This window comes from Acaryochloris sp. CCMEE 5410 (assembly GCF_000238775.2).
In the GTDB taxonomy this organism is placed as follows: Bacteria; Cyanobacteriota; Cyanobacteriia; order Thermosynechococcales; family Thermosynechococcaceae; genus Acaryochloris.
Map to the genome: position 1 here is coordinate 955405 of NZ_AFEJ02000002.1, position 14755 is coordinate 970159.

Annotated in this window: 11 protein-coding genes; 4 read left to right on the forward strand and 7 right to left on the reverse strand. The window is 46.3% G+C overall.

Annotated features, from left to right (window positions below):
• Nucleotides 1-4 precede the first annotated feature (4 nt).
• The 6 genes from ON05_RS25220 to ON05_RS25245 all read right to left on the reverse strand — a co-directional run bounded on the left by ON05_RS25220 (nt 5) and on the right by ON05_RS25245 (nt 5480).
• Nucleotides 5-937, reverse strand: a complete 933-nt coding sequence (locus tag ON05_RS25220) for a rhodanese-related sulfurtransferase (protein ID WP_010477226.1) — start codon at nt 935-937, stop codon at nt 5-7.
• Nucleotides 938-1121: 184 nt separating this feature from the next.
• Nucleotides 1122-2171 carry a hypothetical protein gene (locus ON05_RS25225; RefSeq protein WP_010477224.1) on the reverse strand — a complete coding sequence of 350 codons (1050 nt, stop codon included), beginning with the start codon at nt 2169-2171 and terminating at the stop codon, nt 1122-1124.
• A 241-nt stretch (nt 2172-2412) separates the two neighbouring features.
• The gene (locus tag ON05_RS25230; protein WP_010477222.1) at nt 2413-3576 is read right to left on the reverse strand and encodes a beta-ketoacyl-ACP synthase; all 1164 of its coding nucleotides are present in this window, start codon (nt 3574-3576) and stop codon (nt 2413-2415) included.
• A 6-nt stretch (nt 3577-3582) separates the two neighbouring features.
• A complete protein-coding gene (locus ON05_RS25235) occupies nt 3583-3969 on the reverse strand; it encodes an N-acetyltransferase (RefSeq protein WP_085945231.1) in 387 nt (128 codons plus the stop codon).
• 111 nt (nt 3970-4080) lie between these two features.
• Nucleotides 4081-4839 (reverse strand): peptidylprolyl isomerase, encoded by a 759-nt coding sequence (locus ON05_RS25240; RefSeq protein ID WP_010477218.1) that lies wholly within the window; start codon nt 4837-4839, stop codon nt 4081-4083.
• Nucleotides 4840-4916: 77 nt separating this feature from the next.
• Nucleotides 4917-5480, reverse strand: coding sequence for a photosystem I assembly protein Ycf4 (locus tag ON05_RS25245; protein ID WP_010477216.1), 564 nt, complete (start codon nt 5478-5480; stop codon nt 4917-4919).
• Nucleotides 5481-6083: 603 nt separating this feature from the next.
• Here ON05_RS25245 and psbD point away from each other — a divergent pair.
• The 4 genes from psbD to secA all read left to right on the forward strand — a co-directional run bounded on the left by psbD (nt 6084) and on the right by secA (nt 11885).
• Entirely contained in the window at nt 6084-7139 is a 1056-nt protein-coding gene (gene psbD / locus ON05_RS25250) for a photosystem II D2 protein (photosystem q(a) protein) (protein ID WP_010471451.1), read from the forward strand.
• The gene (psbC, locus tag ON05_RS25255) at nt 7087-8517 is read left to right on the forward strand and encodes a photosystem II reaction center protein CP43 (protein WP_085945229.1); all 1431 of its coding nucleotides are present in this window, start codon (nt 7087-7089) and stop codon (nt 8515-8517) included. Before psbD ends, psbC begins: the two co-directional genes overlap by 53 nt.
• A gap of 187 nt (nt 8518-8704) precedes the next feature.
• Nucleotides 8705-8890 (forward strand): PCP reductase family protein, encoded by a 186-nt coding sequence (locus ON05_RS25260; RefSeq protein ID WP_010477213.1) that lies wholly within the window; start codon nt 8705-8707, stop codon nt 8888-8890.
• Nucleotides 8891-9095: 205 nt separating this feature from the next.
• Nucleotides 9096-11885 carry a preprotein translocase subunit SecA gene (secA, locus tag ON05_RS25265; protein ID WP_010477211.1) on the forward strand — a complete coding sequence of 930 codons (2790 nt, stop codon included), beginning with the start codon at nt 9096-9098 and terminating at the stop codon, nt 11883-11885.
• Here the strand turns inward: secA and ON05_RS25270 are convergent.
• Entirely contained in the window at nt 11882-14674 is a 2793-nt protein-coding gene (locus ON05_RS25270) for a GAF domain-containing protein (protein ID WP_010477209.1), read from the reverse strand. The genes secA and ON05_RS25270 overlap by 4 nt on opposite strands.
• Nucleotides 14675-14755: the final 81 nt, after the last annotated feature.

The window sequence follows — 14755 nt, forward strand, 5'->3', positions numbered from 1 at the left end:
GAAATTAGCCGGGTTGATGACGGGCATATTTCGCCCCAATGTGGACTTGATTTCGTTGCTTAGCCAACTCGATCTGCCGCTGACGTTCAGCAAATCGTTGTTGTTGCTCTTCGGTTTTGGTGCCATAGCAATGGGGGCAGCTTTGGCCAGGCACATAGTGCTCCGACTTCATGTCCTCGGGACTAATGGGCGTGCGACAGGCTCGACACAGCTGATATCGTCCTGGCTTAAGGCCATGGCCGACAGCAACCCGCTCATCAAAGACAAAGCAATCCCCTTGCCACAGACTTTCATCCTCTGGCACTTTCTCTAGGTAGCTGAGAATGCCCCCCTGCAGGTGAAAAACGTCTTCAAATCCTTCATGTCGCAATAAAGCAGTTGACTTTTCACAGCGAATGCCGCCCGTACAGAACATGGCAACTTTCGGCTTCTTCTGCAATTCAGCCTGTTCTTGGAGCCATTCGGGCAACTCAGAAAAACTTTTGGTATTGGGATTTATAGCGCCTTTAAACGTGCCAATGGCCACCTCATAGTCGTTGCGCACATCAATGACCACCACGTCTGGATCGGCGAGTAGCTGGTTCCAGTCTTCTGGCTTCACGTATTCGCCAACGGTTTGGGTGGGGTCAATGTCTGGCACCCCCATTTTGATGATTTCTTTTTTCAGTCGGACCTTCATGCGATAAAAGGGCTGTTTCTCCGACCAGGATTCCTTCGGTGCTAAATCGGCAAAGCGTGGATCTTCGCGCAGAAAATTGAGGACCGCATGGATATTGTGGGGGAGACCTGCGATCGCACCATTGATTCCCTCTGTCGCTAAGAGAATTGTGCCTTGAACATCATTATCTTGGCAGCATGCTAAAAGAGGGGCCTTCAACTCTACATAATCTTGCAGCTCAACGAATTTATAGAAGGCAACCGTTAAAAAGTCAGACATCAATTATTGATTAAAAATATCTAGGAACAAGTGAGGCATAGCCCCTCACCATGAAGGTCAATGCTTCTAAGCTGTTTCCTATGTTAGGACATCCCTATGCATCCTAGATATGGCAATAGCCCAAACTTGCCCCAACCAATTTTCCAAAGTATGGCTAGAGTCAAAGAGGGGCTTAATCAGATATCTAAAAAGATTGTCCAGCTGTAACAGATCTCAATTGGTTACCCTGTTTGAGCACACTTTGTTCGCCATCAAATTCCACAAAAGTTGCCCCTGTCTCATCAATGGATTCCCCTAACTTAATATGGCGGGTAGAACCATTGATCGAAACCATAAACACAGGCTGATTACCCAAGTTAGTGCCCCCCAAGAACTTCCGCTCACCATTGCTCGGTGGAGTTAGAGGTAAAGGTTTAACGACGGGTAACTCATCCTCTTGGGTTGTGGCCTTAGCAGCCGCAATCACCGGTGTACTGGCAGGCTTAGGTGCAGCTGCAGGAGCAGGGGCTTCTGTAACTGGAACGTACACTCGCTCGACATTATTGGGAATGGGAGCTGTGGTTGGGCTAGCAACACTCACCTTAGGCACATTCGGCAAACTAGGAAGTCCCGCACTTGGGAGAGTTGCCACTGTTTTAGATTGTGTTCTAGCCTTGGCAGCAGCCAGTTTTGCAGCTTTGGTGTCTTGATGAATTCGTTCCAAAGACTGACTAACATAGTCAGCAAAAGCAACGGTTTCTGAGGGGACCTGAGGAAGTGCGATAGCCGGCTGAGGAGCAGCTGCTACAGGGGCGTGCTGTAACCGCAATTGTCGTCCGACCCAAAACATACTGATGCCAACCAGGGAGACGCATGCTGATGTCATCAGTAGACGTTTGCCCGTGAGTTGATTTTTGTCAGATTCTTGCGAGGATGCTAAATCAAGACTAAGGGAAGCCTCTAGATCCTCTCTCAGTGCCAACGTTGAATCTAATGGTGTGTAGGGTACTAATAAATCGTCCCCAGGATGATTGGACGGGTTTTGTCCTTCAGTCTCTAGCAACGCATATCCTACAGACTCATCTCCCCGCGTTGCTAAGGTAAAGTTTGAATCATCCAGACCCATTTCCAGATCGTGGAATAACTCATCCATTAGTTCGTCAGCCCCCATACTGGCGTGAGACGTAGGCAATGCGGATGATTGTTGGGATTCATTGGTGCCTAATGTAGGGTTTGAACTGACTTCCTCAAACATATCTTTTTAGAAACGATCAAAATTGACTGCAAAGAGTACAAGAAGCTTAGCAAGTTTTAGTTTGGGCAGAAAGTAATAGCAAACGACCCACTTCTTGTAACCCCATTAAATAACTTGCATCCAGTGTGCCCAATTCATTGCCCAAGAGATCCATCCTTCTCAATCCCCACTCATTAGCGAAAAGAGATGCCGCACAAAACACTCAATACATCTCACGCAATGTATCCTTTCACACTAATGCTCACGAAGATAAGGCTAAGACCGTATTTTGTCCACCAAAACCAGAACTTAGGCATAGGGCAGACTGCGTATTATGCCCATGGAGTTCACGAACAAAATTCAGGTCAAACGCTGGCTCTTGCAATCCAACACAAGGCGGAAGGACCTTCTGAGAAAGAGCCATCAAACTGAAAATGCATCCGAAAGCTGCTGATGCGCCTAATGTATGTCCAGTCGCTCCTTTTGTAGAGCTAATGGCAACTGAAGACGGAAATAGTGCTTTAATCACCACAGCCTCTGCTTGATCATTTAAATGAGTGGCCGTGCCATGGGCATGAATATAGCCAACATCCGATGCCTTTAAGCCACTGCGTTGCAGGCAATCCTGAATAGCGGTTATGGCCGCCCGCCTGCTGGTCTCAGGTGCAGTCATATGATGGGCATCCACCGTTAATCCCACTCCCAAGACTTGACCATATATTTTGGCCTGTCGTTTCTGAGCAACCGACTCTTCTTCTAAAACTAAAATAGCGGCCCCCTCTCCTAAAACAAATCCTTCTCGATTTTGATCAAAGGGATAAGCGCCTGATTGAGCCATCGCACCCATTTTATTGAATCCGGCGAGGGTCAATGGTGTGATGGGGGCTTCAACAGCACCGACAATCGCGCGTGAACAATAGCCTGCCCGTATCAGGTCAGCCCCTTGGGCAATTGCCCAAATCCCTGTTGCACATGCAGCACGGGGGGCGAGAACAGGGCCTTGAGCTGAAATTGCCTGGGCAACAATTGAGGCAGGAGATACATTATAGATGTGGGCAAGTTGCTCTGGAGCAGCTAAAAGTGATCTCTTTTCGCCATGAGAGGCCATGGGAGTGTGATAAGCAAATGCTCCCTCCTCCCACTGCGATTGAAAACCACGACTAGACCCGATAGCGACACCACAATCAGCAATGGGTGGCGCAAGATCCGCATCATCTAACGCTTCAGACAATGCAGGTTTTAATAAGTCTTCAAGATGACTAGGCTGAGAACCAACCAAGGCTAACGGTTGAGCAGAAATGTCTGGAAAAGGATGGCAATGTTGGATCCCTGACTCACCACAAAGTAATCGCTGCCAGGTCTTATCCAGACTAGGTGCCAAGGCTGAGACTAACCCCATTCCAGTAACAACAATTTTGGCCATCATGCAGGATTACAAAATCTTCTCAAACCACAGTTGTTGTCCACCTTGCCATCGTAAGGGTTGGCAGTTAAATCCGTTTTGAGTGTAGAGATTTTTGGCAGCTATATTTCTGTCATTGGCATTCAACGCAATTAGCCGACATTGACGTTGTCGAGCCCGATCAATTGCAAAAGCCAGTAACCGGGAGCCCACCCCTTGCCCCCGCGCTTCAGGTATAACGTATACATCTTCAAGCTTGGCTTCTAAACCCAGTGACCATAAGGAGTAAAAATAGCGGATTTGTATGTATGCCACACCTGATTCATTTGCCGCCACTGCAAGGGTGAAATCACACATCGGATCTTTCATCAACTTCGTTAATGCAGCGTACAGTTTTTCTGGGCCTGCTATCGGCATATGCAAGTGTTCATAAAAAGCAATCAGCAAACTTAGCAATATATGCCTATCACCTAAGTTTGCTAATCGTACTTGGGAGTCCACTATGGCCATAGAGCCACAAATACCCGCCTATCGCTTTAGATTCTCTATGCCTGCAGTAACTTTTGCAGATTCAATGCGATCACCCTGTTGGATCTGATCCACAACGTCCATACCTTCTGTCACATAACCAAAGACGGCATAGTTTCCATCTAGGAAATCTACATCGGCAAGAGCAAAATAGAACTGGGCAGACGCTGAATCAGGTAATTGAGAGCGAGCCATGGCGACCGCCCCCCGAGTATGTCGTAATTTTGGAGGCTTGTTTTCACCTGCAGATTTCAACGTTTTACTGTAAACGGCTTGCTCAGCCCCTTCTGGCAGAATTTCCAATGGTAGGTATCTGGCTTGTTTCGTCTCGGGATCAATATAGCTACCCGTCCCCAGCCGTTGTACAGGGAAATTAGGATCCTTACTTTGTGGATCTCCCCCTTGAACAACAAAGGGAGAGGGAGTCCGAACTACCCGATGAAAAGCAGTACCGTCATACACTTTTTTATCAACTAAATCGATAAAGTTCCCTGCTGTAATAGGAGCATCCTTACCATTAATGGCCAGGGTGATTGTTTTCCCATTGACTTGCAGTACTACCGTAGCTTCCCCTTGTAGTTGTGGTAGTTGAGCTAAGGGAGATGTTGATTCTGAACCCGGTACCCCAGTCGTTTCTGAATTGCCTTCTTGAGTGCTTTCAGATGCAGGAGAACCAGATGGTGACGCGCCACCTGTATCTGATGTACCTGAGGAATTGGAAGGAGCACTACATGCCATTAATAAGAACACGAGTACCATCACCCAAAATGATCTGAAGAAGCTGATAGATTTGGTTGAGTGAAGCATAAGGAGTCTATACACTACATTTTTGGGTTTTACAAACCTTCCATGGGAACGCCCAAGAAACGAGCGATCTCAGCTGCTTGATTCTCAATTTTGTCCAGAGCCATAGGTTGCCCCGCTCGGGTGAGAGGAATATCATTACGCCCTTTGATTCTCAGATAGATGGTCCGTTGAGGATTGAGTCCCTCACGGATCTTGATCTGGACGGATTGAATATTCTCTAAAGGGTATGTTTGCTCAACTTTTCGGTTCTTGCCTGGGCGGCCCCAACGAAAGAGTCGAAATTTACCAGAATCTTGACTGAATTCATTAAAACCGGCTCCGACGTTCCAGCTTATGGTTAGCCATAGGTAGGTTGCGAGCAGTAAACCACAAGTACCGTAGAAGGAAAGAGCGATGCCTTGAGGGATAAAAATTAGATCAACAGCATTACCAGTTGGCAGGAGATCGACTTTGAAATAGCTAGAAAGACCAGCTAAGAAAAAACCAACCCCTCCAATGGAGACCATCGTTGCGATCATGTAATTGCTAAACCGGCGAGTCCCAAGAACTTCGTAACGCAAAGTTTGCTTATCTAATAGTTTTTGTGTGGTCATGGTCGGATAAGTTCTTGTGATTCCTAAACTAATGATGAGCACTGATATATGAGTATAAGCTGCCCAGCTCAACAATTGATGAGGCTATAGTTGACTCCTAAGAACCTAATTTTTAGATTCCCAAGGTGCAACCAAAGCTTACGGTCACATCTAGACCTTTTATATAGCGTTAAATATAAATTTGATGAGATCAATAAAATTGTTGATTTGTTTTATGAAGTTTTGTTTCAGTGCCCCACATAACTTTACTTCTCTTAAGGCCAAGCTGAGGACAAGCCATTTTAGGAGCCAACCCCTAAAAAATCGATGGTTGAGGTAGATAAAGTTTTGTACTCAGTATTCATTCTAAGTTGGCTAAACCTCAGTGGAGGTGCCTTTGTAGCCGCTACAATTTCTGACGAAACTCTGTTACATTTAGTGAATGATCTCTATAACATTTGGTTATGAAGAGGTGTAGGTTGAGGTTCTAGGGCGATTTACACTATTAATTCCCAGAACCCAAACTCTCGATTCCTTAGTCCGGTTTCTGAGAAACCTCACAAGGTTCGAAAGAAAATTTTGCGGCCTTGCAATTTTTAAGTTAGATCAAGAGGGTTTATTTCCATGACCATAGCAGTCGGACGCGCCCAGGAGCGAGGATGGTTTGACGTCCTCGACGACTGGCTTAAGCGTGATCGGTTCGTCTTTATTGGTTGGTCAGGTATCCTACTTTTCCCCTGTGCGTTTCTATCCATCGGGGGATGGTTTACCGGCACAACTTTCGTAACTTCCTGGTACACCCACGGTCTTGCTAGCTCCTATCTAGAAGGGGCTAACTTCTTGACCGTTGCTGTATCCACCCCCGCCGACAGCCTCGGCCACTCCCTACTTCTACTTTGGGGACCCGAAGCTCAAGGTGACTTCACCCGCTGGTGTCAGCTGGGTGGACTGTGGAACTTCACCACATTACATGGTGTCTTCGGCTTGATCGGCTTCATGCTGCGTCAATTCGAGATTGCCCGTCTAGTGGGCGTGCGTCCTTACAACGCAGTTGCCTTCAGCGGTCCTATCGCCGTGTATGTTTCCGTCTTTTTGATGTATCCTTTGGGTCAATCCAGCTGGTTCTTTGCGCCTAGCTGGGGTGTAACAAGCATCTTCCGATTCTTGTTATTTGCTCAAGGTTTCCACAACCTAACCCTCAACCCCTTCCACATGATGGGTGTTGCAGGTATTTTGGGTGGTGCGCTGTTGTGCGCCATTCACGGAGCCACTGTTGAGAACACCTTGTTTGAAGACGGTCAAGACGCCAATACATTTGCTGCGTTCACTCCGACCCAAGCAGAAGAGACCTACTCCATGGTCACTGCTAACCGATTCTGGTCTCAGATTTTCGGGATTGCCTTTTCCAACAAGCGTTGGTTGCACTTTTTCATGTTGTTCGTGCCTGTGACCGGTCTATGGGCTTCTGCCATTGGCCTAGTGGGTATCGCCCTCAACATGCGTGCTTATGACTTCGTTAGCCAGGAAATCCGGGCTGCTGAAGACCCTGAGTTCGAAACCTTCTATACCAAGAACATTCTCTTGAATGAAGGTCTGCGTGCTTGGATGGCACCCCAAGACCAAATCCATGAAAACTTCATCTTCCCTGAGGAGGTTCTACCACGTGGAAACGCCCTTTAATCCATCTGCGGCTGGTTATGACCGCGCAACCACTGGCTATGGCTGGTGGGCTGGAAATGCACGACTAACTGATCTATCTGGTCAGCTAACTGGTGCCCACATTGCCCATGCTGGAATGATTACCTTCTGGGCTGGTGCAATGACTTTGTTTGAAGTCTCTCACTTCATTCCTGAAAAGCCTATGTACGAGCAAGGCAGCATCCTGCTTGCTCACCTGGCCGCTGAAGGTTTTGGTGTTGGACCTGGTGGTGAAGTTATTAGCACTTATCCTTATTTTGTGATTGGTGCTATTCACCTGATTGCTTCTGCTGTCCTCGGTTTTGGTGGTCTTTACCACACATTCAGAGGCCCTGCTAAGTTTGAGGATTACTCTGATTGGTGGGGATATGACTGGGAAGACAAAGAAAAGATGATGCAGATCCTGGGGATTCACTTAATCTTCCTCGGAATTGGTGCTCTTGCTTTTGCTGCAAAAGCAATGTTCTTTGGCGGTCTTTATGATCCCTGGGCGCCTGGTGGTGGAAATGTTCGCCTGATTACTAACCCAACTTGGAACTTAGGTACTTTCCTGGGTTACATTACCCGGTCTCCCTGGGGAGAAGGTGGCTGGATCGTTAGTGTTAACAATTTAGAAGACGTTGTAGGTGGTCACCTTCTCGTAGGTGTTCACTACATCTTCGGTGGCGTTTTCCACATTCTTGTTAAGCCTTGGGGTTGGGTTCGCCGAGCCTATGTCTGGTCTGGTGAAGCCTATCTCTCTTACAGCTTGGGTGCCCTTTACATGTGTGGCATGATTGCTGTGGGTTATGTTTGGTTTAACAACACTGTTTACCCCAGTGAATTCTACGGTCCTACTGCTGCTGAAGCTTCTCAGGCTCAGGCAATGACCTTTTTGATTCGTGACCAACGGTTAGGGGCTAACATCGCTTCTGCCCAAGGTCCTACAGGTCTTGGTAAGTATCTGATGCGTTCTCCTTCTGGTGAGATCATCTTCGGTGGTGAGACCATGCGTTTCTGGGATTTCCGTGGACCTTGGTTGGAGCCCCTTCGTGGACCCAACGGTTTGGACCTCAACAAGCTCAGAAATGATATTCAGCCTTGGCAAGCTCGTCGTGCGGCTGAGTACATGACTCATGCTCCTTTGGGTGCATTGAACTCTGTGGGTGGTGTGGCAACTGAGATCAACTCGGTGAACTATGTTTCTCCCCGTTCTTGGTTATCCACTTCACATTTCTGCCTTGCTTTCTTCTTCTTTGTTGGCCATATTTGGCACTCCGGCCGCGCCCGGGCTGCTGCTGCTGGTTTCGAGAAGGGTATTGAGCGGAAGACAGAATACGCACTATCTCTGCCTGATATCGACGCTACATCAGTTGACTAAGTTACCTTTAGTAACTTTGATAACTAGCTGAGTAATATCGGCTAGAAAGCCCCTACCTAAAATAGGAGGGGCTTTCTCATGAGTATTTTCGTTGCTAACTTAAACAGATAAACAAGCTAGACCAACATCTAAAGTTGTTTAGGATTTAAAATAAATAAAGGAATTCTCCCAAGAGGTGCTGCAGACAATGCGCGAGTCTGACTTGACTGATCTACTCCAATGGACTTCCACTGCAGAAGCGAAACTCAAAAATATTCCGTTTTTCGCAAGATCCCAAGCAAGACAAAAGATTGAAGCGATTGCTCGAGAATCAAATTTGGATGTTGTCACTGTAGAGTTGGTCGAGCTAGCCCGTCTAGAATTTGGTCAATAATGCAGTTAGTTACTTGTGTATCGATTATATACGGCGTAAACAAACATGCCATTATTTAATAAGAATCAAAGCTATAAGGGTATTTAAAACGGCAATCGTTAGATTAATGAGCTTAAGTATCCTGCTTGATGGTGATCAACACCTTACCCAATGGGTGAAACAAAATATTTATTTCTGATTGGATTGAACTCTACTATCTAGAACCATGCTTAAAACATTATTGGGCGACCCGAATAAGCGAAAGCTCAAAAAGTACCAACCCGATGTGGTTGAAATCAATCTCCTTGAAGAAGAAGTAGAGGTTCTCTCAGATCAGGAATTAAGAGCAAAAACTGATGAGTTCAAAGAGCGCTTGAAAAACGGTGAGACCTTAGATGATCTTTTGCCAGAAACGTTTGCCGTTGTGAGAGAAGCATCCAAGCGAGTATTGGGTATGCGTCACTTTGACGTTCAGCTTCTAGGCGGGATGATTCTGCATGATGGTCAAATTGCAGAAATGAAAACTGGAGAAGGTAAAACGTTAGTATCAACCTTGCCAGCATATTTAAATGCGCTAACTGGCAAGGGAGTTCATGCTATTACGGTGAACGATTATCTGGCCAGACGAGATGCGGAATGGATGGGGCAGGTCCATCGATTCTTGGGGTTGAGTGTAGGGCTGATTCAACAGTCCATGTCTCCGACGGAGCGCAAGAAAAATTATGCTTGCGACATCACCTATGGGACCAATAGTGAGATTGGCTTCGACTATCTACGAGATAATATGTCAACTTCCATCGAGGAAGTTGTTCAGCGACCCCTCAATTATTGCGTCATTGATGAGGTGGATTCTGTTCTAATTGATGAAGCACGAACTCCTCTAATTATTTCGGGTCAGGTTGAGCGACCAACGGAAAAATATTTGGATGCCTCTAAAGTTGCCAATGCTTTGCAACCCGAAGAGCATTACGAGGTGGATGAAAAGGCTCGCAATGTTATTTTGACGGATGAAGGCTTTGTTGAAGCAGAGAAAATCTTAGGGGTTAGCGATCTATTCGATCCTGAGGATCCTTGGGCTCACTATGTGTTCAATGCTATTAAAGCTAAAGAACTATTCATTAACGACGTTAATTACATCGTTCGTAATGACGAAATAGTCATTGTTGATGAGTTTACGGGTCGAGTGATGCCAGGGCGGCGATGGAGTGATGGCCTCCATCAAGCAATTGAGGCCAAGGAAAAAGTTGAAATCCAGAATGAGACACAGACTCTAGCCACGATTACCTATCAAAATTTGTTCTTGCTTTATGACAAGTTGGCAGGGATGACGGGTACAGCAAAGACAGAAGAAGCTGAATTTGAAAAAATCTATAAGTTAGAAGTCACGATTGTACCGACTAATCGCTCTAATCAACGGCAAGATATCTCTGATGTGGTCTACAAGAGTGAAGAAGCAAAGTGGTTAGCCGTTGCCAATGAATGTGCTGATATGTACGAAGTTGGGCGCCCCATCTTGGTAGGAACCACGAGTGTTGAGAAATCCGAGGTATTGTCAAAGCTTCTTTTGGAACGCAATATCCCACATAATCTCCTGAATGCGAAGCCTGAGAATGTGGAGCGGGAATCGGAGATCGTGGCTCAGGCAGGTCGAGAGGGCCGTGTAACGATTGCCACAAATATGGCGGGTCGAGGGACGGATATTATCTTGGGCGGTAATGCTGAGTATATGGCGCGTCTCAAGGTACGAGAGTATTTGATGCCCCGGATTGTCCAACCCGAAGATGATAACCCGTTGTCAATGATGCAGGTCAAGCTACCTGAGGCTGACAGCCAAGGGTTTGGTGGAGACGGTCAACAAAAGGGAATACAGAGAAAAACCTGGAAGGTTTCTCCCGAAATCTTCCCTACCACTATTTCTAAGGACGCTGAATCTTTATTGAAAGAAGCCGTAAACGCGGCTGTTAAACAATATGGTGAACAGAGCTTACCTGAATTACAAGCTGAAGACTTAATGGCGGTCGCCTCTGAAAAAGCACCTACAGATGATCCTGTCATCCAGAAGCTCAGGGAAGTCTACAACCTGATTCTAGAAGAATATGAAGCGTTTACCAGCAAGGAGCATGACAAGGTTGTAGAACGAGGCGGTCTCCATGTGATTGGTACGGAAAGACATGATTCTCGCCGCATTGATAACCAGTTGCGAGGTCGGGCTGGACGTCAGGGTGACCCAGGTTCAACCCGCTTCTTTTTGAGTTTGCAAGACAATCTTCTGCGCATTTTTGGTGGTGATCGGGTTGCAGGATTGATGAACGCTTTCCGGGTAGAAGAGGATATGCCCATTGAGTCACGGATTTTGACGAGCAGCCTAGAAAATGCCCAAAAGAAGGTTGAGACTTACTACTACGATATTCGGAAACAAGTTTTTGAATATGACGAGGTAATGAATAATCAGCGACGAGCGATTTATGCTGAACGTCGACGGGTATTGGAAGGTGAAGACCTGAAAGAGCGGGTTATTGAATATGCAGAACAGACGATGGATGACATTGTGGAAGCCTATGTCAATCCAGAACTACCGCCGGAAGAGTGGAATTTGGAGCAATTGGTAGACAAAACCAAAGAGTTTGTTTATTTGCTGGAGGATCTAGAAGCCAGCCACATTGCTGATCTGTCCATGCCAGAGATGAAAATGTTCTTGCGGGAGCAGGTCCGCATTGCCTATGACCAGAAAGAGTCAGAGGTAAACGAGATGGAACCGACCTTGATGCGCCAAGCAGAACGATTCTTTATCTTGCAGCAAATTGACATGCTTTGGCGAGAGCATTTGCAGCAGATGGATGCATTGCGTGAAGCTGTTGGGCTTCGCGGCTATGGTCAGCAAGATCCACTGATTGAGTACAAAAGTGAAGGGTATGAAGTCTTTTTGGATATGATGACTGCAATTCGTCGTAATGTTGTTTATTCTCTCTTCCAATTCCGACCGCAACGACAGCCTGAGCCCTCTGAGGTAGCCTAGTTAGACCTGCCTCCTTTCATCTGTTGAGGTAAGGTCAGTCGGCTGAGGGTTCTCCCGTCTTCGAGCTGGGCAATTTCCATTCGCCCCCCCAAAAGTTCGATGATCGATTGGCATGCGTTTAAATTTCGGCCCGGTCCTTTATCTAATAGACTCGGCAATAATAAATCGCGAGTCTTTACAGATTGAAAGTCTTGGATGAACTGGGGGTGGAGTTGTCCTTGATCGGTGATGGAAAGTTCAACCCATTTGGCATTGATTAGACGACACCAAATATCAATCCGATCCCCTGGGTTAGAGCGGTGGCAAGCAGCTACCAATAATTCGTAAAGAACAAGTTCTAACTTATTGCTGGTTCCTGTAAGGGTAGTATTGGACGTAAGATTATGAATTTGGGTCCATAATTGTCTGGATTGAACAAGGGGTTCTATCTGTTCCAAGCAGCGTCGAAGGATACTAGCTAGGGGAATAGAATCTTGGGCAAGGCTGAGTTGCCAATCTTCCGTCTTGAGTAAAGTTGTCAGGGAAGTGATTGCTTCTTGGCGTGAGTCACATTTAAGTTCTATGGACTCGTCTTGTGATGATTCTTGAGGATTTTGCAAGTCCTTAAGATGGCTTAAGTTTGTTTCTAAAAATCGGTTTTTATACCAAGTTAAACTCTCCAAACTCATCCATTGTCGTTGGAGTAAGTTGGTTTCTCGCAGGTACCGATAACGACTGCCTAACTGTTGAACCAGGGTTTGTATCAGCTTAAGCTCTGAGGTCTTGTAACAGAAATCATCGGAAGTGCCAAGGACGATGGCACCCAGAGGTGTTGGAGAATCGGGCGATCGCAATGGCATGACTAGAACTTGAGCGACCCCAGGAGCATTTAACCAAATACGAGTTTCTGGAGCGATGTTTTTGGCCGATATTTGGATGATGGACTCAGATGGGTGAGGGAGTTGATCCAGTGAGTGCAATAGTTGTGTGAATAGAGGATCTTGATCCAGTTGAATCAGTTCGTCATCTGAAATGGCAAATTCGGGTGATATTGCATGGCAAGCGACAATCTTCCCTTGGTTATGGCCAGGGATCCACAGTATGCCTGCAGCAAGAGGACCATTAAAAATATGGGTAATAAGTTCGATGCCTGAAGTGATAAGTTGAGTCGGATCTTCAATTTTCAACAGGGTTTGCAGACCATTGTGGGCAAGGTCATATTGATTCAGCTGAGATTGCTGGAGGATGTAATCTCGCTGTTTTTGCTCAAAGGTCCCAAGGGTTTGGGCAAATTCCTGTAAGAATTCAATCTCTTTGGGCTTCCAAGTGCGGGTTCGATGATTGCCTAAAACAAGGATAGTTTGGGGTGTCGAACTATTGGCAACTGTGCGACAGAGCAAAAGGGAGCGCAATCCCTGATTGATCAGTGACTCTCGCCATGCTAGGAATCGTAAGTCTTCTTCAAGATCTGAGATGGTGATCGAGCCGATGTTTCGCTCTAACATCCGCCGATCCACATCACTCAGAGGATGTAAGGACTCTAACAAAGGCCGCAGCTTGGGGCTATGGTACTGATATTCGATCCGAAACCCACCTGTTTGTTCATCCTGGCTAAGTAGTAAAAGCCGTTGGGTTTGCAAATGCCGACACAAGTGCTCAGAAACCTTTTTGAGTGTTCTAGGCCAATCTTTGGATTCCACCATCAATTGAGTGAATTGCCCCATCAAGGTTTGGGTTTGGGAGGAAACTTGGACGGGGTTATCCCCGACAGGGGCAACGGCAGATAAACCCATTAATTGGGCTGCAGCTTGGATAAAGTTCTTTTCTTGTTCTTGCCATACTCGAGGTTCTTTGCCCTCGACTGACAAAAATCCCATCAGATGTCCATTCCCCATAATGGGTGCGCAGAGAAAAGACCGAGATTTAGTTTGTTGCATTAAGCGCAATGGAACTTTGGCATTCACAGTACCTTGGCTTTCGCTGACCGATATCATCTGACCTGCGGATAAGGCTTGACAAAAAGGTTCAATTTCAGCAATCTGGACTTGTGCTTTAATCGGGCGTGCTCGACCTAAGCGACTGCCCTGGCCAGGTTGATAAGTTACTTTTAAAGTGCAATTATTTTCTTCTAAATCTAACCAATACAAACCAGTAAAGGTGGGATCGATGGCCTGCTGTGTTGATTTCAAAATGACATTGACCCGTTCATCCCAATCCGTGAGTACACTCATCTGATTAATGAGGTGTGCTAGGGGTTGGGCAGGTGTCGAAACAGGCTCAATTGCCTCCTGGCTCAATCGATTGAAGGCGGCCCCTAGGGAGTGAGTTAATAGGGAGAGTAAAGTGCTTTCTTCGGTGCGTGGATTTCTGCCCCAATGGACAGAACCTAATAGCAGAAGGCCAACACATTCTTTTCGATATTGAATGGGGTAAAGAATAGCTCCTTGAATGTCAAACCGCTGAGCAAGTTTTTGCCATTTGCCGACTCGACCTTCTTCTTGGAGATTCATAACCTCGATGGGGTTTCGGGTCAGCAAGGCTTGATCAAATAAATCGCCTGGTAAGACTGGATAGCGCTGACTAAAAGCGGTGGAATCAGCCTGGGGTAAACCACCACTTAAACCGATCAATTCAGATTGATTAGCGTCGTACTGGGCAATCCACAATAGTGGGTAGTCCAACTCGGATTTCAAAAACGTTAAGGCACTATCTACTAAAGACTCAAGCTGATCATGATCCAGTAATCCTTCTATCAAAGTCTGGATTCTTACAAGTTGTTCTTGGCTGGATCGTCCTACTCTTTGAATCATAAAGTAAGCCTAGAGGGCTGCAAGAATTGACACAATGGTGGTGCTGAACCAAAGTGTCTTGGTCTCGTCATCCCCTAGTGT